General features: G+C 54.5%; 20 protein-coding genes. 8 read left to right on the top strand and 12 right to left on the bottom strand.

Annotated features, from left to right (window positions below):
* Both EOA36_RS01590 and EOA36_RS01585 read left to right on the top strand, forming a co-directional pair.
* Positions 1 to 415: HigA family addiction module antitoxin (locus EOA36_RS01590; RefSeq protein ID WP_210212393.1), on the top strand; the 415-nt coding region annotated here is incomplete at its 5' end.
* 569 nt (positions 416 to 984) lie between these two features.
* Positions 985 to 2,751 carry a retron Ec67 family RNA-directed DNA polymerase/endonuclease gene (locus EOA36_RS01585; protein WP_127275327.1) on the top strand — a complete coding sequence of 589 codons (1,767 nt, stop codon included), beginning with the start codon at positions 985 to 987 and terminating at the stop codon, positions 2,749 to 2,751.
* A 393-nt stretch (positions 2,752 to 3,144) separates the two neighbouring features.
* On the opposite strand, the gene EOA36_RS01580 is transcribed toward EOA36_RS01585, so the two are convergent.
* The gene (locus EOA36_RS01580) at positions 3,145 to 3,360 is read right to left on the bottom strand and encodes a dodecin (protein ID WP_127275326.1); all 216 of its coding nucleotides are present in this window, start codon (positions 3,358 to 3,360) and stop codon (positions 3,145 to 3,147) included.
* Between the two features lie 345 nt (positions 3,361 to 3,705).
* Here EOA36_RS01580 and EOA36_RS01575 point away from each other — a divergent pair, with 345 nt between their 5' ends.
* The gene (locus EOA36_RS01575) at positions 3,706 to 4,479 is read left to right on the top strand and encodes a hypothetical protein (RefSeq protein ID WP_127275325.1); all 774 of its coding nucleotides are present in this window, start codon (positions 3,706 to 3,708) and stop codon (positions 4,477 to 4,479) included.
* A gap of 100 nt (positions 4,480 to 4,579) precedes the next feature.
* A complete protein-coding gene (locus EOA36_RS01570; RefSeq protein ID WP_127275324.1) occupies positions 4,580 to 5,188 on the top strand; it encodes a DUF6338 family protein in 609 nt (202 codons plus the stop codon).
* Positions 5,189 to 5,469: 281 nt separating this feature from the next.
* Here EOA36_RS01570 and EOA36_RS01565 read toward each other — a convergent pair whose 3' ends face one another.
* The 5 genes from EOA36_RS01565 to EOA36_RS01545 all read right to left on the bottom strand — a co-directional run bounded on the left by EOA36_RS01565 (position 5,470) and on the right by EOA36_RS01545 (position 10,011).
* A complete protein-coding gene (locus EOA36_RS01565) occupies positions 5,470 to 5,754 on the bottom strand; it encodes a hypothetical protein (RefSeq protein ID WP_210212392.1) in 285 nt (94 codons plus the stop codon).
* An 897-nt stretch (positions 5,755 to 6,651) separates the two neighbouring features.
* Complete coding sequence (gene hxsA, locus EOA36_RS01560; RefSeq protein ID WP_127275322.1) at positions 6,652 to 7,185, bottom strand: His-Xaa-Ser repeat protein HxsA; 534 nt, start codon at positions 7,183 to 7,185, stop codon at positions 6,652 to 6,654.
* A complete protein-coding gene (gene hxsC / locus EOA36_RS01555) occupies positions 7,182 to 8,282 on the bottom strand; it encodes a His-Xaa-Ser system radical SAM maturase HxsC (protein ID WP_127275321.1) in 1,101 nt (366 codons plus the stop codon). Before hxsC ends, hxsA begins: the two co-directional genes overlap by 4 nt.
* Positions 8,279 to 9,688 (bottom strand): His-Xaa-Ser system radical SAM maturase HxsB, encoded by a 1,410-nt coding sequence (gene hxsB, locus EOA36_RS01550; RefSeq protein ID WP_127275320.1) that lies wholly within the window; start codon positions 9,686 to 9,688, stop codon positions 8,279 to 8,281. Before hxsB ends, hxsC begins: the two co-directional genes overlap by 4 nt.
* Complete coding sequence (locus EOA36_RS01545; protein ID WP_127275319.1) at positions 9,685 to 10,011, bottom strand: hypothetical protein; 327 nt, start codon at positions 10,009 to 10,011, stop codon at positions 9,685 to 9,687. Before EOA36_RS01545 ends, hxsB begins: the two co-directional genes overlap by 4 nt.
* A gap of 81 nt (positions 10,012 to 10,092) precedes the next feature.
* On the opposite strand from EOA36_RS01545, the gene EOA36_RS01540 reads away from it, so the two are divergent.
* Positions 10,093 to 10,353, top strand: a complete 261-nt coding sequence (locus EOA36_RS01540) for a hypothetical protein (protein WP_245464224.1) — start codon at positions 10,093 to 10,095, stop codon at positions 10,351 to 10,353.
* 49 nt (positions 10,354 to 10,402) lie between these two features.
* Here EOA36_RS01540 and EOA36_RS01535 read toward each other — a convergent pair whose 3' ends face one another.
* The 5 genes from EOA36_RS01535 to EOA36_RS01515 form a co-directional block, all read right to left on the bottom strand.
* A complete protein-coding gene (locus tag EOA36_RS01535; RefSeq protein ID WP_127275317.1) occupies positions 10,403 to 11,230 on the bottom strand; it encodes a hypothetical protein in 828 nt (275 codons plus the stop codon).
* A gap of 21 nt (positions 11,231 to 11,251) precedes the next feature.
* On the bottom strand, positions 11,252 to 11,464 hold the full coding sequence (locus EOA36_RS01530) for a DUF2158 domain-containing protein (protein ID WP_189553066.1): 213 nt from the start codon (positions 11,462 to 11,464) through the stop codon (positions 11,252 to 11,254).
* Between the two features lie 170 nt (positions 11,465 to 11,634).
* Complete coding sequence (locus tag EOA36_RS01525; protein ID WP_127275315.1) at positions 11,635 to 12,270, bottom strand: DUF2971 domain-containing protein; 636 nt, start codon at positions 12,268 to 12,270, stop codon at positions 11,635 to 11,637.
* 68 nt (positions 12,271 to 12,338) lie between these two features.
* Positions 12,339 to 13,517: a DUF3800 domain-containing protein gene (locus tag EOA36_RS01520; protein ID WP_281040036.1), complete on the bottom strand. Its 1,179-nt coding sequence runs from the start codon at positions 13,515 to 13,517 to the stop codon at positions 12,339 to 12,341.
* Positions 13,518 to 13,879: 362 nt separating this feature from the next.
* Positions 13,880 to 15,157 carry a hypothetical protein gene (locus EOA36_RS01515; protein ID WP_127275313.1) on the bottom strand — a complete coding sequence of 426 codons (1,278 nt, stop codon included), beginning with the start codon at positions 15,155 to 15,157 and terminating at the stop codon, positions 13,880 to 13,882.
* Positions 15,158 to 15,256: 99 nt separating this feature from the next.
* Between EOA36_RS01515 and EOA36_RS01510 the strand changes: the two genes are divergently transcribed.
* Positions 15,257 to 15,985 carry a recombinase family protein gene (locus EOA36_RS01510; RefSeq protein ID WP_127275312.1) on the top strand — a complete coding sequence of 243 codons (729 nt, stop codon included), beginning with the start codon at positions 15,257 to 15,259 and terminating at the stop codon, positions 15,983 to 15,985.
* 85 nt (positions 15,986 to 16,070) lie between these two features.
* Here the strand turns inward: EOA36_RS01510 and EOA36_RS01505 are convergent, their stop codons facing one another.
* A complete protein-coding gene (locus EOA36_RS01505) occupies positions 16,071 to 17,666 on the bottom strand; it encodes a S53 family peptidase (protein WP_127275311.1) in 1,596 nt (531 codons plus the stop codon).
* Positions 17,667 to 17,846: 180 nt separating this feature from the next.
* Between EOA36_RS01505 and EOA36_RS01500 the strand changes: the two genes are divergently transcribed.
* Positions 17,847 to 19,862 (top strand): radical SAM protein, encoded by a 2,016-nt coding sequence (locus EOA36_RS01500; protein WP_127275310.1) that lies wholly within the window; start codon positions 17,847 to 17,849, stop codon positions 19,860 to 19,862.
* 36 nt (positions 19,863 to 19,898) lie between these two features.
* Positions 19,899 to 21,947 (top strand): radical SAM protein, encoded by a 2,049-nt coding sequence (locus tag EOA36_RS01495; RefSeq protein WP_127275309.1) that lies wholly within the window; start codon positions 19,899 to 19,901, stop codon positions 21,945 to 21,947.
* The last annotated feature ends 730 nt before the right edge of the window (positions 21,948 to 22,677 follow it).

Raw genomic sequence — 22,677 nt, 5'->3', positions numbered from 1 at the left:
GTCGCGGACGGATGGTGGCTCATGTTCGACTGGATTCAACGTTTCGGCCCAGTCGAACTGCAACTTTGGCATGAGGATGATGGCTGACCAACGTGATTTTCCACCCCTGAAGCCAGGGATTTTTCTGCGCGATCGCGTGCTACGCAAGCCGGGCTCTCGCATCACGCAGGAAGCTCTGGCCGATGCGCTCGATGTCTCTCGCTTCACGGTGAACCAGATCATAAACGGACACCGTGCCATCACTGCTGACATGGCAGTTCGGCTCGCCTTCGTACTCGGCACCTCGCCTGACCTATGGCTGAACATGCAAAAGCGAGTCGATCTTTTCGACGCGTATCGCAGGCTTGCGGCGAAGGCACCGAAGCTGGTCAAACTTCGCATGGAAGAAGCCGATCCGCTCTCCAGCGATGACTGAGGCCTAGTTCGGATCACGACCTCTGTTGGGGTTAGTTAAACTCTTTGCCCTAGTTTGCAGCCAGATTGCCTATCCCGGCGGGTCGCCATGCTGACATTGTGGCCAATTAATGAGGCCGGGAAAGGGCCCGATGGGTGCTTAAACCAATCATTCGCAGCCAATTTTCCAATGACCGAAATTGGGGCCGCGAGCGGACTGGGGCCTCGCGCGTCATGCCAGCCCGCTCCGCCCCTTGTCGGAGTGTATAATGAGCTTCCGGTTGGCCTTTCAGCGACGATCTCGCGGTGGCTTATCCGCTTTCTGAAGCTCAATCATGACCGGCGCGCGGCCCAAGACCGCCACGCTGAAGTGATGCACGGGCCGTAATCCCCCGATTTTACTTACTGACGACTTGAAGAATCACGCGCATTCGTGCCTACCGGGCGCGGCTTGCGGATAGATTTTTCTGTGGGGGATCTTCACAGGTGAAAGCAAGACGGCCTCAGTGCTACCTGCAGAGTGCCGACAGCAACATGATGATATGGGCGATACTACGCTGAATCGCTTAGGAGTATCCGCAAGCCACCCCCATGACAGTCGTATCCCTTAAACTGGAGCTGTATCGGAAAGCTGAGGACATCACCGACCTTGCAAAAATTCTCGGTCTGAAGCCTGCTCACATCTCCTATGCGCTTTACCATTTGCCACTGGCCGACAGATACGAAGAATTCACGGTCCCTAAAAAGACAGGTGGCGTCCGGACGATCAAAGCACCCCATAAAACGCTGAAAGCGGTCCAGAAGCGGCTCGCGAAGGACTTGCTAGAAATCGAACAGGTTCTGGAACAGTCACGCGTAAAGAAGACAAATTGCATTCTCGCGCACGGCTTTAAGAAGAAGCTCTCCATCATGACAAATGGGGAGAATCATCGCAAACGACGCTACGTGTTCAACGTGGACTTGAAGGACTTTTTCCCTACGATCAATTTTGGCCGGGTGCGCGGTTTCTTTATTAAGCATAAGGACTTCGAGTTAAAGCCCGGTGTCGCAACTGTGCTCGCGCAGATCGCCTGCCATGACAACGAGTTACCCCAAGGAAGTCCATGCTCGCCGGTCATCTCTAACCTCATAGCTAGCGTTATGGATATCCGGCTTAACGAATTGGCGCATCGGCACAATTGCACTTATACCCGGTATGCAGACGACATCACATTCTCGTCCAGCGAGAAGATTTTTGCGCCAGCAATTGGACGGCGAAACGTAAGCAGCATCAACTTGTGGGAAGCTGGAACCAGCCTCGCTAAGATAATAAAAAAGGCTGGGTTCAAGGTCAATCCAGCCAAGACCCGTATGCAACTGGATTACTCTCGGCAGGAAGTGACCGGCGTCGTCGTCAATCAGAAGGTGAACGTTCCGGCCAGCTACTACGCAGAAGCCGCTGCCATGTGCCATCACCTTTTCATGGATGGGGAGTGCTTCGTTAAAATCGGGGGCGTCAAGCAGCCGCTGCCGCGCCGGAAACTGCGCGGGCGACTCGCCTATATTTACCAGGTCCGCGGTAGAGGCCCGCTCGCCAAAGCGGCGCCTGAGGATCAAGAGGAAAAGCCGAAAGGTAGCAGACTTTGGGCGAGTTCTAAACTCTTCGAGAGGTTCGTGGACTACGTCGACCTCTATGGCATCGAACGGCCGGTCGTGCTCTGCGAGGGAGTCACGGACAACATCTACATCAAATCTGCCATCCAAGCCCTTGCATCCGTCTACCCCACGCTCGCGAGCCCAGCCGGCGAACTGAAAATCAAGTTGTTTAAGTATACGAAAACATCGGCGGCACTGCAGCAATTGAGCGGCGGGGCCGGTGAGCTGGGAAAGCTGGCTAACACATACCCAAGCCGCATCAGGAAGTTCAAAAGTGGCGGGCAACACCCACTAATTATAATCGCTGACTCCGATGAGGGGTCGAAAAAGCTCTTCGCTGCTGTCGAATCCAAGACCGGGAAAAAGGTGGACGGTTCGCAGACCTGGTACCATATGGGGGCAAATCTTTACGTTGTGCCCATCCCTAAGATCGGAAATAAAGATACCGATATCGAGCGGCTTTTCGACGTTGCGCTTTTAAAAACGATCTACGACGGCAAGACGTTCGATAAGACCAATGCGGAGAAAGACGGCACCAAATTTTACGGGAAGAAAGTGTTCGCGACGAAGGTAGTCGCCGCAAATAAGGCAACTGTGGATTTTGATGGTTTCAAGCCGTTGCTCGCGACTATCGCGGAAGTCATCGATCACCATAAGACCACGGTCGTCTCGCCTACGGTCGCCGCTGTGTCGACCTCAGCGGCGGCTGCTGGCGCACCTTAGTCGACTGAGAATATGTAGCACCCTGGTTGTAAGCAGCCCTAAGGCTGCTGCGTGTGCTTTCCGCCGTTATGCGCGGGTGTTGGCCTTCGAATTCGGGAAGTGGTCCACGTCCACTGACATGTTGGCTGCATCGCAACGCCGCGGTCTTCGTGTAAAAGTCCCGTTTCACACTCTCGGACAGTTCGAGGGAATTTTGACATCTGCTTTTGGAAACCTGCATAAAAGCCCACAATGACTGACATGTGGGGCAAAGCTGCCGTCGAAATCGCCTCCGGTAGCCTAAGCCCGGCGGGTCAGCCATGCTCACATTGTGGCTAATTTAAACGGCGCGCCACGATCGCTGCTCGGAAGGCCGCTGATCGCCGGATGCAGGACAACCGTCCTCCAGCGTTTTCATTGCGTGTCTTCGATCCGAAATCCGACCTTCATCACGACCTGATAGTGCGCTACCGCGCCATCCTTGATATGACCTCGGATCTGATCGACTTCGAACCATTCGAGATTTCGCATCGTCTTCGAGGCCCGCACGATGGCGGTCTCGATCGCCTCGGTGACCGATACCGATGAACTGCCAATGAGGTCCACTTTTTTATAAACGTGGTTGCTCATATTATCCTCCCATTCGACGCAGGTTGTAATTTTGTTCCTGACACCTCGCGCCTGTGACTGATTCATGTGGATGAGGCACTTGCTTGTCTTCAGACACGAGGGAGTTGAGATTACGTAATAGCCTGCTGTTGTCAAACGTACCGAGCCACCGGCGGAATCGAAGTGTATTCCGCGAGTTGAACCACCTCGAGTTTGCCGGAGGCTATTGGCTGGGACATCATGATCAAAAGAGACATCCCTCGCGAGGCAATCGAGGCCGTGGTCCGAGGCGATGATCCGATGGTATCTGGCTGACCTATCTCGCAAAGGCTCATGGCGATGCTTGACCGTTTCAGAGTCTAGCCCATGTCCGTGGTCTATCCGGAGAGCCAAATCCGCCACTTTTCCGAAGAGCTGGCCAAATTGTTGGATCGGGAGGATGATCTCACGATCGCCTTCCTTACTCGCGAATTCAGAAAGCCGGAAACATCCGAACTCGTACGCCATGGCCTAGTGCGCCGGCTCTTTACCCTCAAGCATGCGATCCAGCGCACTTTCCAGATTCTGCCCCCACAGGAGACGGCCCCCACAGGCGACATGCTTATGGACGCGACGGGCCATTTGCAGACCTTCGTGATTAACGTCTTCGGCGCCATCGATAACCTGGCTCGCATCTGGTGCATGGAAGCGGATATCCGGAAGCCTAACGGAACCCCCCTGAAGCCGATGGCTATAGGCCTCACGCCCGGCCACGTTCCCGTCCGCGCGTCGCTGTCGCAGCCTTTCCAAGACTATCTGGCGAACGCCGACGCATGGTTCGACTATCTCGAAGACTATCGGCATGCTCTTGCGCACCGTATTCCGCTCTATATCCCGCCGCGCCAGCTCAACGACGAGGAGAGGGCTGAATTCGAGCGCCTGGAGCAGGATATCGCACAGGCGAAAAACGACTATGAGCGATACGGCGTGCTACGAGGCCAGCAGCAAAGCCTCGGCATCTTCAATCCGCTGATGATGCATTCCTTCAGCGAACAGGCTCGCCCCGTTTACCTGCACCCGCAGATGCTCTGCGATCTGTCAACTGTCGTCGAAATCGGCGAGCATATGCTGCACGAGATCGATGTTTTGCCACTCCCGTAGGCGCCAATACTGCAGTCGTTTGGCCAAATTAATTGCACCGATCTAGCCGCCGCTTTGCGCCCCAGATAAAATGGCGCGATTCGCTCGGGGCATGGGTTGAATGGGTAATTTCCTCTCGCTGGACGCGGTCTACGTCGCCTTCGTCTTCGTAGTGCCGGGCTACATCATCTCGTCGTTTCGGGCGCATTTCATCACAGGCCAGAGACTGGACGGACCGGACTATTTCGTCCGCCTCCTAACCCTGAGCGCCTTGAACTTCGCGCTGTCCGGGTGGGTGATCTATCTCGTCGTGAACTCCAGCAGCGATGCGAAGGTCCGGGCGCTAGCGTGGGGTTTCGTCCTACTCGCAGCCCCAGCCATCATCGGGTTCGCGAGCGGCGTCACATCGAAGGCCGGATGGCTCCGAAAAATGTACGGATGGTTCGGACTTTCCCCCATCCACGTAATCCCCACGGCGTGGGACTATCAGTTTTCCACGATGTGCGGCTCATGGGTATTTGTCATCCTTAAGAACGACACGACGTTCGCAGGCTACTGGAGCGACAGGTCGTTCGCCTCGTCGCGTCCAGACGAGCGCGACTTGCTGATCGAGCGCGTCTTTGAAGTAGGAGACAACGGGGCGTGGACTCCCACGAACAAGAGTGTTCTGATCTGTGCCAGCGAGATTCGAACCATCGAATTCACACCAGCCGAAAGGAACGGAAAATGACAGCCAAAGGCAACGCCAGTCGTCCTTCGACAGGAACATCCTCTTCGGAGAACAGGGGGTATCAGCCCCAGCGTGGCAGTGGTTCTCAAGGCACAGGATCGGTACAAGGAGGGTATCAAGGCCCGACAAGCCACAGTACTCCCTCGAATCCACCGAGCGGCGGGTCGAGCGGCGGCAAGAAGTAGGCGTAAGCGCGGATTGGGATCACGACGACCTTGCCAGGCTGCTGGCGCTCGAACATGTAAGCTGGCTCGAAGGCCGCCCCGGGTAGGCGTCGCCCCTTACGTCGTTACGCCTGAATGCTCGTAGGCAAAATACCTGGCCTCGCGCTTAAGCAGCGCTATCGCCCAACCTTCGGTCGAACCGCCCTGGGCCGCGCATCGCTTGATGCCGTAGTCGATTTCGGTAAGCACACCGGTGCCTTTATTGTGGAAATAGACCGGGTGTGGGACATCAATGGTTGGAGCCCTGGCGTAAAAGATTTCCACCCAATCGCCTTGCCCGGCTGGAGCCTCAAAGCCTTTAAGCTCGAAGGGGATAAGGCCGCCGATTGTCGATAGCGTCAAGCGAGTGCCTGCCACCTCGGCGCCGTCCTCGACGGTCCTGATTTCCGACGTATCGTGAACTTTGCCCCTCACGGACGTGTGGCTGTAATCGGCGCTGCTCGGCACCGATGGCCGGCGCCGACCTTGTGGGTCAAGCCTAAACCTTATCAGCAGGCGTTCCCAAAACGATAGCGGCCTTCCCCAAGGTGGAATCTCGGCTGGCATTCTCGTCCCCGTCCTGGCCCCGTGCAGCACGAATTTAGCGAAGAGGTTTTGATTCTGCGAATCTATTGCACCGTTGGGTGTCAGGACACTGTCAGTAACCCTCGAGCGCCCTAATATCGCCAAAATCGATGCGCGTTGCTGACCCCGCTCGGCGTCGCCGATGATCGTCCCACCTTGGTCTGCGTTTGCCCTCGGCTCGGCCTGTGGCCTAGGCGGCGGACCTGACGGATGCTGCGCTTACGCAAGTTGTACGGGTCACTGCTTCGATCGCGTCGACAGCTGCATTGGCCGTACAGTCCCAGCGACACTATTCGTTCGATTTGATGTCAGGATCTGGACGGCGGTATGCGAGCCTTTCTGGTAGTGATGGTTTCGGTGCTTTTGACTGCTCCAGCTTGCGCTGGTGGCACACTTACAGAGCAGATGCGGGAGAATCCGACCTGCCAACAATTCAATGACGGATGCAGCATCTGCAAAATCAGTGAGGGTGTCGCTTCATGCTCAAGTCCGGCGATCGCCTGCATCAAAACCGAGTGGCATTGCGCCGTCGATCCCTTGAAAACAGGCCAATCAGAAGGCCAGCAACGTCCTCTTCATTGATGGGGACCCTCCGAGCGGACAAGTTACTCGGGGATGGGATCAAACTGCAAGCCTTTAAGGGCCGCTCTGATCTGTAGCAGCGACCCCAAGCAGTTACTCAGCAACGATATGCAGCGCGGTCAACGTTTCAGGCGTAATCGTCCCTGTGACCTTGAGGTTGTAGTCCGATTGCAATTTCATAAGACCCGATCTCATCTCCGGGTTCATCGTGCCGTCCAACTCCCCCGTGTAGTAGCCGTACGCCAACATTGCGAATTGGACTTGGAGGACGATCTCCTTGAACCTGTACGCGTTCCCAGGAAGCGTCTTTAACGGCGTTGAAGCCGGCGGTGTAGTTGAGGGTGGTTGATACGCAGGTGCAGATGGTTGGTAGGTCGGCGATGAATACACCGGTGCCCTAGGCAAATAGATCGAGCCTCCTGCCGATGATCGGTGGCTGCTATGTGAACTATGGCTGCTATGCGATCTATGGCCAGCCAAGGTGTATTTGTGATCGAGTTTGAAAATGTCGAATAGCGACTTTGACTTACCTCCCTCACTTGGAGGTGTTAGCGGCATAGCGATGCTTTCAACCGGCATAAAACCGGCAGCTAGCAGAGATGGGATCGCGAAAATCCGCTTCTTCATGCGACACCAAACCTCCCATACCCATGCACCCTTGGGTGCCATTCGAAAAAGCCGCCGCACTTGCTTCTAAGACTGCAGTCGGCGCAGCCTTTGACGTACGCTCGTTTCCAGTCTGAGATCGTCGATGGTGCGAATGCTCGGTACTCAGCCGGAACGGTGCACAGCGGGAAATTATAGAGCTCGGTGTTGATGCCGCGGCTAATGGAGAAATCCAGCGCCCTACCTACCAAGTCGAAGCCCTGCGAACTGTCGAAAAACAGCGAATCCCAGTTCTGCCGGCCATAGCCGATATTTTCGAGCTGCATGATTGCCCAGGTGTCGATAAATGGTAGGGCGACCGCCACGAACTTTGCCAAGTCCAGCAGCCCGGGTGCGTTGGGCTTAATCAGCACCGTCCGCAACTCGATTTTTGCTCCAGCCTCGCAAAGGATGGAAAGGTTCTTCCTGACCCGATCGAAGGCTCCTGGCTTTCCGACGATGTGATCGTGGATGGCACCAACGCTCGAGTAGACGGGAACCCCCCACAGAATCCGGCTCAAATCCAAATCGCGAAGCTTCGCGAGATCAGCGCGATCAAAATGCTGGGCGTTGGTCAGGATGTGAAAGTCGATGTCGCGCCGCCGCTCCATGGTCTCCCGCAAGAATTCGAACAGCTCCGATTTGAAAAGCGTAGGCTCTCCACCTGACAGGCCTATTGTTGAATTCTCCGGGGCCAGAAACACGGCCGTCTCGAAAAACGGAAACATGTCGACGTGATGCTTTTTCGGCGGCTGCGAGCACATTACGCATAGTTGGTCGCAACGTTCAGTGATCAAAAGCGTGTTGTGCTGGGAATTCGCCCGAATTAGCCGATGTGCTATTTTTCGCGATGGCACGACGAACACGATATCGCCGTCAACTTCGGATGGATCGACCCCAAACACGCGAAGATTGCCAGTCGCCCCGGTAAAGAGCGCGTTTTCTCCGTCGGCAGTTTCCAATGCTGCATCGAGATAATCGAAATTGCCTGGTGGTCCAGGCATTCCTTCGAACGACCGCAACCGAACCACATATGGATCAACAGCGTCAGCATCGACTTTCAGCCGGAGCGGGATCATGCATGCACCGGGATCATGTGATCCCCCCAAGAGGGTACTCGAGCCCATTTGGCTACCGACTTTAGCGCAGGCTCATCGCGTCGACGGATGACTTCAACGATCTTGTCGAAGAGGGACATGTGTCGCTGGCAGAACCAAGTATCGGTACGAGCTAGGTCAATTCGCCCATCCCTCGATAGGTCATCGACAACGTCTGTCCCGCAGAACGGTTGATAGACGCAATGGATGCAGTCTGGGTCGAAGTTGTTGAGCGAGGCGTGGTTGAGCAACTGCACCTTGGCCTGGTCTATGCCGGTCGTCACCGTGCCGACCGACAGATCGACGCGCCCAATGCGCGAGAGCATCCTGGCTTCGTCGGTCGGGTAAAGCTGCCCGTCGTGATCGATAACGATATAGTCTGACGCGAAGAAATTGGGATTGCGTAGGTCGACATGGTCGTCCGCTCCTGATCTCAGGAACCGTCTTAGGCATTGGCTAAAATAGTATTCCTCGACATAGCGTCCCGTGCGGTGGTTCCGACCAATCAGGTAGTCGATGAAGCTGGAATGGAGCGTGTTCCACTTGGCTATCGAACGCGGATCGCTTCTTCGGCGACGGGCAAACCCTTGGTGGTTGATAGGCCTCAAATAGATGGTTTGCATCCCGAAGCTCTCGAAATTGCTGACCAGCTCCTCGAAGTCTGGCGGCTCATCAACGTCGAGTGTCGGCAGGGCCGATACCTTGCCCGGTCCAAGGCGCTGCACAGCCTCGGTTAGGTTTCTAAAGAACGCGTCGGTTGCCAGATCATCATGGGTGCGCTGGCGTTGATGGGTGCCTCGATCTCCATCTAACGATGTACTGACAAAGGTGTCCTCTTGGTCAAGGAAGGCCCATTCTCGATCACCCAAGCGTTGTAAATTCGTGCAGACGACAAATTGGCTGCCTGGAAACCTCGTGCGGACGAACGAGCGAACCTGTTCAAGCAGATCAATCCGCAGCAAAGGCTCGCCGCCCTGAAACTCGACCTTGATCTGCGAACCCTTCATCGCTCCGATGAAGCTGAGCGTCGCAGTCAGCGATTCGTCGGTCCAGTCGAAACCTGGTGCTGTTTCAGGCGCTCGTGAAACCTGACAATAGCCACACGTCAAATTGCAGCGCAGTGTTGGAACAAGAATGACGTACGAAAGCTCCTTTTGCGTTGCCTGCCGTTGTGTCCATCGATAGGTAAACGCTGTCCAGTCGGGATCGCCTTCCCGTTCGAAAGCATGACCGTTTCCACGAAGAAAGGACTGATCAGCAGGCGACAATTCTCCGTTGGCATACCGTTCGAGAAATGACCGATCGCTGAAGAAGAACCCGCCGGCATCGTCAGCGAACAGAAATTCTCCGTCGCCAGACTCGCGAAACTTAAGCGGCCAAACCGTCATTTCGCAGTCACCGCGTCGATCAGGGCTCGCCGAAGCGGCAGTGTCTCAGCGTAGATTTTCTCTCGATAAACCGCATGGAGCACGTTCTTCCGCAAGTCGTCTAAATCGTCGACGGTGACAGAGGCGATCTCGATGCCAGCGGCGGTAGCCCTGAAGCGGAGAGCCGGATACTGAGTTTGAACGCGAAGCAGTGCGCCTTCCACGAAACTTCGAAAGCTCTGTGGAATGTCGATTGTAGGTTGCTCCAGAACGCGATCATCCACCCCTTGGAACCCCTCTCCCGACCCGACGGCCAATATACTGGAAATTTTCGCCTTGAACATCGGACCGTGTTTCACTGTTCCCAACGTAGCAAGCGTGCCTGAGGCCTTACCTCGCAGGGGGTGCAGATGAGAATCCGAGCGATGGCTCGCTTGGCGGCCGTGACGCTTACGGTGGCGTTCGGCACTCCGTGCCTTGCGCAGCAGACCTTTGGGGGAAATGACTGCACCGAAGATTGTTCTGGCCACAAGGCGGGCTACGACTGGGCCCAGCAAAACCAGATTACCGACGACAGTGATTGCAGTTCAAATAGCCAATCGTTCAATGAGGGCTGTCAGACGTACGTGGAAGATCCTTCTCGGGGTTCGGACGAGGACGATCAAGGCGAAGAGATTGACGACTGAGTTGTCACTGGCCGGAGGCTGACCCAGCGGCCGCGTGGCGTCACCGTGTTCACGCGGGTGTGCCAGGCGCGAATTCGTGAAACTCAATCTTCGCAACGATTTCCGTCATCGCGTAGTGGACAAACTGCTGCCCAAGATCTGTCAGCTGATAGGGTTCAACCTCGTCAAATGCCGACTTTGCAGTGCGCGGCGCCTGTCCCGGCCTTGATTTGTTGGCTGGAGGTTTCCGTAGAAAATTCCCTGCATAGTCCGTCTGTCGAACTTGCCGGATAACCCCGCCTGTACTTAGGTCGCGAACCAGCATCTTGAACAAATCTGCTTCCGCAGAATCTTCCCTGACCTCAGGTTTCGATAGGTTGTCCCAAATTCCACCGCGTGTGATGCCCGGATTACGGTAGATTTCCCCGATCACTTCGAAATGGAAATCTGAATACAAATTGATCCAATCGATAAACAGACGGACGACATCGTCGGATGTTGTCTTAGCCGCTGCGGCGTTGGCAAGGATATTCCGAATCCTCTGCCGCTTGTATTCAGTGTCGATCGACGACCAATTGCGGAACGCCTTTTTCATGAGAGCCTGGTATTCCGGGGACTCTATGCGCTCCTTTACCTTCTCGTCATTCATATCGAGACGCGCGACGATCTCCGCTATCGTTTTTCCCTTCTCGCGAAGTTCGTCCTCGAGCATCTGCAGCCATTGCCGCAGAATGTTGGTGACCTCCTCTTGTTCGTTTTCGGACCAGTAGCCGACGCCCGCCGAGATCAGGCCCCCTACAAATGGAATGGCTCCGGCGATTGCATTGATGGCCGCACGCGCAGCCTTCTTCTTGCTGTCTGGATCCAGTTCCTCTTTGTCGATTTTGTTTATTTCCATCGGAGCAACGCCAAATCAGCGCTATGCGCGAGTCGAACTGCCGGACAAACTCGATTGCCCTGGCTCCTCGAATTTTTTCAACGCCACGAATGCGAATGTTTCTTGATGCCGTCGTGCTCCGTCAAACCATTCGCAAATGGCCTCTCCAGTCATGCCTTTGCCCGTGTAGATCATTTTCTTTCCACCCGTGCGGTGCGCGACTTCGTCGCCGATGGTGAAATCGTCCTCAGTCATCTTAGCCTCCACGTGTCGAATCGCTGCGTCTCGCTGCGTCAGCCTGCGCTCACGCAGCATGCCTCGCTACCGAATATGAAAGGTCTCCCCGCAATTCACAGTCTCAATCACGGAAGCGCGGGCACCATCGTGGCTCGCTACCTCCCGGCGGTAGGCATTTGGTTAGGGCCTCACTTTAACCCCAGGTTCTGAGTCACAACCTTAAAGGACTCGAATGCAAGTCGAGCTTTGATCAACGAAACGGCAGGCATAAGCCCCTGCACGAGCGGTTCCAAGTCCGCCTTCGTAACGGTGCAAATCGGACCGACAATCACCTCACGTAAAACCAGGTCTTTGTCGAACGGCAAGAAGTAGACATTGTGCGTCGGGTCGCGATTCTCCAGCCTCGTCCAGACGCGATATTCTTCCTCGTACCGCCAATCAGGTCCTTTTATGAACAAGAGAGGCTGAATGTCACTTTCTTGAGGCTTGCGCGAGAGATCAATCTCGGGGCGGTCCTGTGAGTACGTCACTGTGCTTGCAATCTGGTCGGACACATCGAAACCGAGGCAGATTCCCCTGTGGCGATCTGCGTAGTGGCTCCACATCACCGCATTCGTCCAATCAGGTGAAAAGCAGAGCAAGCCGAATTTCCTACCCATTTCGTCGCGCCAATTCTCCCAACGCCGGCGCTCTCGGCTGTCATTCAACCTCGGCGCTCGAAGATCGAAGGGGTCATTGAGATCCTTAATCTCTGCGATCTTCAGACGACGATGCTCAATGTCTTGAAGGGCGTAAGCGGCATGCGTGAAGTGGTAAAGACGCATAGTTTCTAGTCCCGCTTAATCTTGGCAGAAAAATCCAAACAATCATGAGCCCGGTTGCAGTCATCGTGTCAAATTTTTCCGAGAAGCGTTTGCAACGGATTCCGGACACGCGAGGCAGGGCTCTTGAATTTCTTGAATGCCGCGGCATAAAATGCGTCCATACCGTTAAGCGGGTCGGCTCCGCGGTCGGCGCGTAACGCCAACTCCTGGAGAACGGCGAGGTTGACACGCGGCTGGATCTTTCGGGTGTCGATCCAATCGTCATCTGGCAGCGTGTAATCGATGTGCATGTGACCGTCCAACCAACGCCTTAAGCCGGCGAAATTTGGATCGTTTGCATAGCGAATGGCGTCAACGCTGAGACCGGCAATTACATCAGCAATCTGAAGCGTGGGATTGTCGATCGAAGTGCCGAATCGGATCGGCTGCGCAAGGTTGGCCTTTAGTGTCCTCGGGTTTTGGCCATCATTGATCGGAATTGCTTCTGTTCTGCCGACAAAGCCATTAAATGCGTCAACCATAGCTCCAAGAGGCTTTGACTCGTCGCATAAGACGTCCAGCCTAGCGTGGCGATGCCCCCAGCCGGTCAATAGCAAGCTCCACAAAGCTGTGGCCGTGAGGTCGAGGGTCCACTTACCAACAGGGTTCTCATCCTCCTGAAGGTGGGTAGACTCCTCCGCAATTTTCGCAGCAAAACCCTTCGCAAACCGCAGCACACAGTTCACAACGATGTGCGCATGATTTCCTTGGTGACTGCCGTCGAAAAGTGCGGGTGCGTCTTCCGGTTTGAAGCTGCGCATAAAGGTTTGGAGCTCGGTCGCAATTTGATGCACCGGCTGCCCGTTTGCGTACATTATCCGGTGGAGCGCGTTCATGACGAAGCGGTGAAGATTGTAGCGGTAAAAAAGGGCGCTGTTTTCCGCGAGAACAGGCTCGAAAATATATTCGTAAGCCTTTCCGCCGAGATTGAGCCGCTTGTCGCAGATCATCACCATGGCACGCCCTCGAAGCCGCGTTGCCAAGCCCTGAGCAATTTCGATCCAGTTCTTTCGTTTGCGCAAAAGCCCGGCTTTTAGCTCGGGTGACTGGACTTTGTATTTTGCTCGCATCTCTTCGACAATCACCTTGCCCTCGTCAGCCGTGAGGTCGATCGCCGCATATGCGAAAATGGTTTGGTCTTCATCCAGCAATTTTGGTCCGGTAAAGCCGGCTTCGTCGCAAGAGATCAGAGCTGGGGGCTTTAGCAAGGAGGCCGACTCATCGTTAGGTTATTCCGCCGCTTGAGCGGCATTCGAAAGCGCTTGCCGAGCCTCTTCCGGATCGAGGCCAAATTTGGAAAAGAAGCTTTGATTTCTTAGCTCGGCATCCCGAAAAACCTTCTGATAGCTCAAAACTCTGATCGAAGCGCGATGTTTTGGCGAGGAACCGCAACACCCATGCCGTCCCGGCAGTTGGTGTTTGGGCGACGCTGCGTTCAAACCACTTCCTTGCGCCAGCACTCAGATCGTATGCAACGATGCATCCGAAGGGTGTCTGACTGTCAATTTCCGAGACAATTTCACCTTCAATATCTTGCCCCAATCGCTGATGCAGTTCTTGTTTGTTTACGCTAGGCCTCGTTTGGATCTGTATTTGGATACAGCGGGCGATGCCGTTCCTCTGGGGTCTTCCAAGATCGAAAGAATTCAAGTGGATCTTGAGTACCCAAGAAGTCTCGCGCAAGCTTCAGCCGTTCCAGTACGGCACCTCTATCATCATCGGGTAACTCGTGGGCGCGCTGCTCCACTCCCACAAGGAAGCGCTCGACGCTCATTACGTGCGACCATTGCTGGATGACCTTGCCCAAGTGGTCTTTGCTGTCCTGAATTGACTGTTCAACGCGACGACGATCCTCCTCCCTGCGCCGCCGTTCTTCAGCTGCCTCTCTTTCGATGCGCTGGATTTCTGCCTGCCGGTCGGCTTCCTCAAGCTTGCCAACCATATCGACAGCCGCCTCCTCAACTGACTGCACAATCGACTTCACCGACGGGCGAAGCGATTTCTGCTTTGTCTCCTGCCAGTCTGAGGACCATGTAACCCGCCAATAGGGAGAGTACGCTATCAGCCTCAACCTGCCTGTGGGCAGTGTTCTGGTAGTGGTCCACGTGTAGTCGCGTGAACGCACCGGCGGGACATAATCGGCATCCCGAATGTATTTGCCATTGACGTGGCGCATCAGGACTTCCTCGGACATTTCAACGACCGAAACTCCGATGGCCACGCTGCCAATGTAGACGACCGTCGGTCTGTTCGGGGACCAGAGACCGCTATGGTAGTAGGGATTGCGCTCCTTGCTGCGGACCTCGCGTTCGTCAGGAGTCGTTCCGTGCAAATGCTCGTCAGGTGGGGCAATGACGACCCTGTGTCCGACGGAACCGAAGGCATTGAAAAGGTCATTGGCGAAATCGAGCGCCTTATCGAGACAAGCTTTGGATGTCGTGACGTCAACCAGAAGCTTCTTGAACGGCCTTAGATACGCTCCCTCGTCCACAGGCCTGCTGTTCTCGAAATGCTCTTTGGCCCCACGGATCAAACCATGAACCTTGGTCCTAGGAATGCGTACCGGGGTGTCCAATCGGCGCCGAGGCGGTAGCCGCAGCTTTGGTGGCATCGGTAGCTCGCCATCCTTCGACCAAGAGGTCTGATCTCCGGGTCGAGCTTCCGGCAATGGGTCTGCCTTGGGAGCCTTTCCGACAGCAAGCTTCGACCAATATCCACGCTCAGGTCGAGGAACGTTCAGAACGGTGCAGACGCGAGCCAAATAGCTGCCTGAAACCTCGAACCGCTGGGCGACTTTCGTCATGGGCTCGGACCAGACCAGCCGGTACAGCTCTTCTCTCGATATCACGTCAGCTTCTCCTCCAGGGACTTAGGCGCCGTTGTCTCGGACCGCATTTAGGGAGGAGCCCTTAAAACATAAACCAGCGTTTATGTTTGACGAGGCACCATGAAATATGTCGGCTACTACAGAGTTTCCACCAAGAAGCAGTCGCGCTCTGGGCTCGGCTTAGAGGCTCAGCAGCAGATGGTCCGCCAGTTTGCCGCGACTCATGGGGCGCTGGTCGCTGAGTTCGTTGATGTGGAATCAGGTAGGAACGATGAAAGATCTGAACTGGCAAAAGCGATGATTGCGTCGAAAAAGGCGGGAGCATCGCTATTGATCGCGCGCCTGGACCGCTTTTCACGACGCGTCAGCTTCATTGCGACCATGATGGAGAGAGGCGTTCAGCTTGTCGTCGCTGAAATGCCCCATGCGACCGACTTCCAGCTACATATTTTTGCAGCCCTTGCCCAGGAGGAACGACGGCTGATATCCGAGCGTACAAAAGCTGCACTCGCCCAGGCTAAACGAAGAGGGACAGTGCTTGGCCGAAACGGAAAGGTCTTGGCGGAAGCTAACCGCCAAAGCGCCGTTGCCTTTGCTAGGCACATGGAACAGTTCTTGCCTTCCGGATGGCCGGTGATGTCATACTCAGAGATAGCTCGCCGATTGAATGAAATCGGCGCCAAAAGTCCAACTGGCAAGCAGTTCCATTGTCAGACGGTTAGGAGCTTTGTCACCCGGCTAGCGGGTAGCTACGCGCACGAGACCGTTCGACACTCTCGTGCTGACGCAGTCTCTTCTGCACGTTGTACTGAGGCTCAAGTAACTAGAGCCCCGTCCAAAACCGACTGACGAACTGTTGCATGTCAGCCTGTTTTGATGGAGGTAACAGGCTGGAATATGTGCGTTTAGCATTCTCCCCCAAGAGCATCCAAATTCATTGCCGTTCTGATTGGATTTCCCTAGATGGCTCGCTAAGCACTCTTTGTTCCGCCATTGATTTTAACCACTTGGACAAAGCGTCGCCCTTCGGGCTGCCCCACCCAGTCACCAAGTCGTAACGCCGACCAGCCTTGTAGCCGCGTACTTTCGCGACAGAATTGTCGCCTTTAACAACGTCGTTGCAGACTAGGGAGCCAAGCGCCTTCTTCGAGTCCGGCGCTGGACGATACAGGCTTGGTGTAAAGTAGCCCACTGTCTTATCCTTCAGGGACGAGTTGATTTGGCAAATCACTGCGGCCCAAAGTGGTGTTGCGGTGCTTGTCCCCCCTGAAATCCACGGCGCGCCACCGAAAACTGTGAAATACCCTGTTTCACGGGCCGCGTTTGCACTCACATCGGGGACGCACCGGCCCCCTCCTCCCTCTCTAGCCGATGTCGGCAGGCTTATGTCCACATCCTGCCAAGTAGGCCGTGGCGTCAAAGCACTAATGCCACCGCCCGTACTGCCGCCTCCGGTTTCGCGTATCCCTGTCCCCTCGGTCCAGCCGCGCTCAACCCCGTCGCGCTTGGACAGGATAGTGCCCCCTACGCCTAAAACGTATGGGCTAGCAGCAGGGAAATGAACGTGCGCACGACCGTCCTGAATCTGATCGCCGGCTCCGTCATCGCCAGAGCACACACACACTGTAGTACCAAGCAACGCGGCCTCCTGGAGACATTCGTTGATTTCTCGAACCGCCTGCTCCGTCCATACTTTTGCGCCTTCAGCGCATCCCCAACTGATAGAGAGAACGCTAGGTCTATTTTCCGAGTCGTGAATTGCGGCATCGAGTGCGTCGATCCACCCCTTTTCAGTAAAGCTACTAAAATATATCGCGATCGTGGCTCCCGGGCAGCTTCCGGCAATCATTTCCACGTCGACCATCACCTCACTCACTTCACCAGGGTCGTCTCTATGCTCCTCTAGTATTTGCCCCGCATCGACGATCTTCACTATCGGATACGTGGTCAAGTGCGTTAATTCACAGAACATTTTTAGGTCGCTTTCGACGAACTTGCCCCCAAACTCCAGCAAGCCGATAGTCTGACCTGAGCAATTCCTGTCAGCAAAACCATAGAACGGCAAAATCTCGTTTGGAAGGAACCAAGGGCGATCTTCAGGGCTCGGAATAGGACGATGTTCTTTGGCCGTAACGGCGCGATATGCCATTTGTCGGCTATCAAGCCCAAACACAGCAACCACAATGTTATGAAGTTCGGCGGGAATGGACAGCTCTCCACTGCGTATGCGAAAGCTCGCTCTGCTGTCAGAAGCCTCCCAAAGTGATACCCGGAAGAGGGCCGCCACAAACCGAGCATCCCCCTTTGCTTTTACGGCTCGTGTTCCGAGGTCCGACGAAACTACTTCGATGTTCGCCGCTCGCAGTACACCTTCAACCAGCGCAATATCGGCCGCCGCCGCCCCACACTTCTGACGAAGGCCTTCAAGAGTGTACCTTACGTCACCATTGTTGACATCAGGAAGAGGGTTTTGACGTCGCAGCTTGATTGTTAATTCGATCGAAGAGCCAGGCGGGGTTTTCTCCAGCATGGTTGTTCCGGCTCGCCGGAACCGGCGTGAGCCTTCCAAGCGCGTCCAGGTTTGCTTCACTCCCCGACTCCGACCGTTGACTGTTCCGAATTGGTACCTCGCCTAATACAATGACTTGCTATTGCTTTCCACCCTGTTCGTAGTTCATAGTGTTGTAGAGAAGTCGAAAAGGGCATTGATATGCGTGTCATCCTTTCGAGCACCCCCTATGTCGACTATGGAAGCTGGCTGTCCGAATCTCGTGTTCCGCGCACGATCGGATATATTCCAATTGGTCTGTTATCGCTCGCTTCAGTCCTTAGGGACCAGAACCATACGGTTAGCCTGTTTCGCGTAAGCGCTTTTTGGGAAGAACACTGGCTCCACGAAGGGCCAATAGGTGCTAATTATGAACGCGCTGCTGACGCTATTCTTATAGAGAGCCCGGATCTGGTTGGGTTCTCGACCGAATACTATACATTTCACCATGTTGCGAAAATTGCTGCGGAGATCAAAAGGAGAAGCCCGCGGACTGTGGTCATTTTAGGAGGCCCTCAGGCGACCGCGACTCCCGAAGCTACATTGAAGCTATTTCCGCAGTTTGATCTCATCGTTCGAGGCGAGTCGGAAGTTACGCTTCTAGATCTAGTTGACGCGCTTGAGTCCGATCGGCCCCTTGCGGACGTTCCGGGTCTGTGCATTAGGACCGATGGAACGTTGGTGCGTACAGCATCTAGAAGGTTGATTGACTCTCTGGACACTCTGCCGGTCCCCGCATTTGATCTGGTTCCAATTGCAGCTACTGATCTTGTGTCTATCGAAGCGGGGAGGGGTTGCCCTTTCAGCTGCGCTTTTTGTTCGACCAATAATTTTTGGCACCGCCGTTACAGGATCAAATCGCCAGCTCGGCTATGTGATGAGCTCGAGCACCTGCAACAAACGTATGGGGTCACAAATTTCTCGCTGATTCACGACTGCTTAACCGCCAATCGTCGCGAGGTAGTAGCACTTTGTGATGAAATCACCCGTCGGCAGCTTGCGATAAGTTGGGGGTGCTCCTCCAGGACGGATACGATGGACGTCGAACTTGCAGAGTTGATGGCCGCTGCAGGATTCACCAACGTTTATTTTGGCCTTGAGTCGGGCGATCCTGATACTCAGAAAGCCATTAAAAAGAATTTGGATCTGGATGCTTCGTTTTCTCTGATCCGCCAATTGAGAGCGCGCGGTGTACAAGTTACCACGCCTTTCATGGTTGGATTTCCTGGCGAGACATATCCTGCCGTAAAACATACGTTTTCTGCAATAAATAGAGCACTTATGGAAGATGTATTTCTCGCTCAGATCTTTGCGACGGCCCCGTATGGGGACACCCCCATGCTCGAGAGCTATACGGGAGAACTGTCTTTTTCCGGCCACTTTATTGATGTCTCCCAGTCAGCGTCGGAGGTTGCTATTCGTGACGAGCTGATGAGGGAAAACCCTTCCGTGTTCTCTGGCCACTTTCGATACCAGACGTCCGGGATTGGCCATCTAATCGAGGGAGCGGACCAGTTCTTTCCGCTGATGAATGAGTATCGGTATACGTATACCGCCCTTAACCAACTGTCAGACGATCCACTGTACGTCTTCGAGAAATGGTCCGAGTGGCTCCGGCGCAGCGACCGGACAAATAGCAAGCTCGCTTCATTTCGGCACTATGGAACGTTCGAAGAGTTTCAAGCATTTCTGCACCATTTGATCGCTTTTCGTTCGGATGAGAGTCCGTTTTTGACCGACTTATTTGACTATGAGAATACACGTCTTCGTCTTACGCAAGGTACGAGTTTCCGCGAGACCCATAACCCCCACCTTATCGGAGAGGATACTGGACCGCGAATTAGGCTTGCACCGGCGATCGTGCTTAAGCGGTATACCCATGATATTTTGGCGATTATCGAGCAAATGCGTCGACAAGATGCGCCCCCATCTGCGGTACCGTTCGATGGTACGATAGCACTCGCAATTCGGGATGGGCGGCTAACTGTATACCAATCAACAGGGTTCGCCGCCGAAGTACTGGCATATAGCGCGGACTCTCTGCCTATTGAAGATCTTGTGTACCGCGTTTCCTCCCGACAGAGCGTTGCCGGAGAGGATGCGGTCGCTTCGATTCGCGCCAACTGTCTTGAAACAATAACTAGCCTCGAAAGCACCGGCCTTATTCATGTCGATTGATGTCTAGGGCTACGCCATTGCCACGGTAGCGACCAAATGCATATCTCGCTCGTCACAACATTGAGCTACGCACACCACTTTGGTTGCGAGCAGAGAAGCAACATCGTGCGCGAATATCCATTTCCGCTTGGTTTGTTGACGCTAGCCGGTGTTGTAAAGTCCCTCGGTCACACCGTGGATTTGGTCGACCTAAATCTAGAAGCGACCGAGTGTGGTATGGGCGCGCGTGGGCTTTACCAGATCCTCGCTGGACGTGTTTTGTCGTCAAGCCCGGATGTAATTGGGTTTACGACTATGTGTGATTCTTACCATCACACGTTACGCATCGCAGAAGAATTAAAGAAGATGACGAACGTTCCGATAGTTTTGGGAGGCCCTCAAGCTACCGCGGTGGATATAGCTACCCTTAATGGATTCCCTGCTATTGACTTTATTGTGAGAGGCGAAGGCGAGGTCGCTTTTCCTGAACTTCTGTTAGCGCTTGATAGCGGGACATCTTTCGAAGATGTGCGCAGCGCGACATTTCGCGAGAACGGTGTTTGCACCAGGGCAATGGATGCGCCACTCTTGTTGAATCTAGATGATCAACCTCTCCCCGACTTCAGCTATTATGCCTTTCTCGACCGACAGGTACATTTCCTGCCCATAGAGGCTGGCCGAGGCTGCCCATTCAAATGTGATTTCTGTTCGACAGCTCTATTTTTCAATCGAACTTATCGACTGAAAGGAGCCGCGAGACTCGAAGCGGAGATGGCATCTCTCGAATCTCTGTTTGGTGGCGGCCGCACGTTTCGATTTGTGCACGACATGCTAACTGTTAACCGGAATCTGGTCGGTCGGATGTGTGAAGGGCTGGCAACTTTGAGCCCCAAACGAGTGTGGAGTTCATCTGCTCGTATTGATTGCGTCAGACCGCCAATGTTACAAACCATGGTCAACGCGGGTTGCAATGAGATTTACTTTGGCATTGAGACCGGTTCGGCTTCCTTACAGAAACGAATTAAGAAGAACCTTCGTCTGGATGCGGTGCAGTTACGCGTTGCGGAAGCGGTCGAGCTCGGAATGACTGTTACATGCTCGTTCATGGCAGGCTTTCCCGACGAGACGGTGGATGATCTTAACGAGTCATTGGGCCTTATTATCGCGCTTATCAAGACACACCGCTCGCGCATCGCCGTACAGATGCACCTACTTGCGCCCTACGTAGGAACTGAACTGTACGAGAGATACAAAGACGAACTGCAATTTGATGGTTACTCATCGGATCAGACTGGTCAGCCAGTGAGCGATGCTGACGTTGACATGATCAAGCGGCATCCAGAGCTGTTCTCGAATTTCTACTATGTTGAAGGGCGGGCTATGGCCCGGTCCCAGATCGTTGGCGTAGACACCTTCGTTTACCTGGTTCTAGGTCGTTTCCCCTTAACTATCTCGGCTCTCCAGTCGTCCGGGCATACGCCATTTCAGATTTTTCGCTTGTGGCAGGCCGCGGCACTTTCGGAGAACGAGCCTTCGGCCATTTCTGCCATCAACACCAATATAGACGTTGTTGTTGATGCCATACGAAGAATGCTCAATCGTGTGTCGAACCCGACACGGGCAGTCGCCAGGCAACTGTTCTTATATGAATGCGCATTTGTGGACTTAGCCGGCGCGCATCCGAGCCAAGGGACGGCGGAGACCCCAACCCCCGTGCGTGCTTGCATTTCCTTGAACATAGACATCGAAAGGGCATGGGAAGCTGTATGCGATGACAAATTGCCGGAAGTGCTTCCACTAGGTGAGTATCGCCGCTATTGCTTGGTATTTGACAGAGTTACCGGATCTGGTAGATGTATTCAGGTCTCTGCCTTTGCTAGTTCTATCATCCGCTTTTTGGATCGAGGGATGTCCTTTGGGGAGGCGCTGCCCGAGATCGCACGGATAACTGGCTTGGGAGATTCGAGCGCCAGGAGCGCAGCGATAGGTCTGATAGACGTACTTTACGGAAATGATATCGTAACCGACGAAGAGGTGCGATGGACGAACCTGACCGCTGAGAGCTTGCGCACTTCGTCAATTGAGGAGGAAAGATATGGCGTCTAGTCCAAAAAAAGATCCGCATCGGATTTCGACAGTCCATGATGCACGATCCACCCGAGAATTGAGGGCCGCGATACTGAAGTCTCAGGCTCTTTCTGATGATTTAGCGAACGCCGTCGCCGACGTTTTCGAACGTCATAACGTGCGCTTTGGAGATGACAAGATAGTCAGTCTTGAGCCTGTGGTAACAACGAAGGTAGCCGATCATTTGCTGTCTCCGATGGTAGCAGGCACCAACTTGGTGGCACATACGGACGATCCAACTGCAGCGGTGCATGTCGTGGAAACGCGATCCGTGGCACGGAACTACGCTGTTACGGCAAGCGCCTGGACAGGCTAAATTGTCAATGTTTCGAGTGTCCTTTGATGAGCCAGGAGATACTGGATTCTCTACCGTATGTTCATGATCTCATCGCGGATTGGCGCTCAATTCGTGATGAGATGAACTTGGTATCAGCCCGGGAATACGGTCCGGCGACCGCAACTTATCTATATCGTCCTGGGGGCTGGCAAGTTGCCAATCTGTGCACTTTCTATGCGTGGAACGGCAGCTTGCGTGAAGTGTGCCCAATCACCACAAAGTTGGTTAGCGCTTTTCCTGGTGTTGTGAATGCAAAATTTTCGAGAATGAACCCCAGGACTCGGGTACAACCGCACAGCGGTGTGCAAGCATATGCCTACCCGGTATCGCGACTTCACCTCGGTCTTAGAGTTCCACCGAACTGCGGGATTT

Origin of the sequence: Mesorhizobium sp. M8A.F.Ca.ET.021.01.1.1 (genome assembly GCF_003998025.1) — a bacterium.
GTDB lineage: Bacteria > Pseudomonadota > Alphaproteobacteria > Rhizobiales > Rhizobiaceae > Mesorhizobium.
The sequence above is the reverse complement of the archived record's forward strand: the minus strand, read 5'-3'. Positions and strand labels throughout refer to the sequence as shown.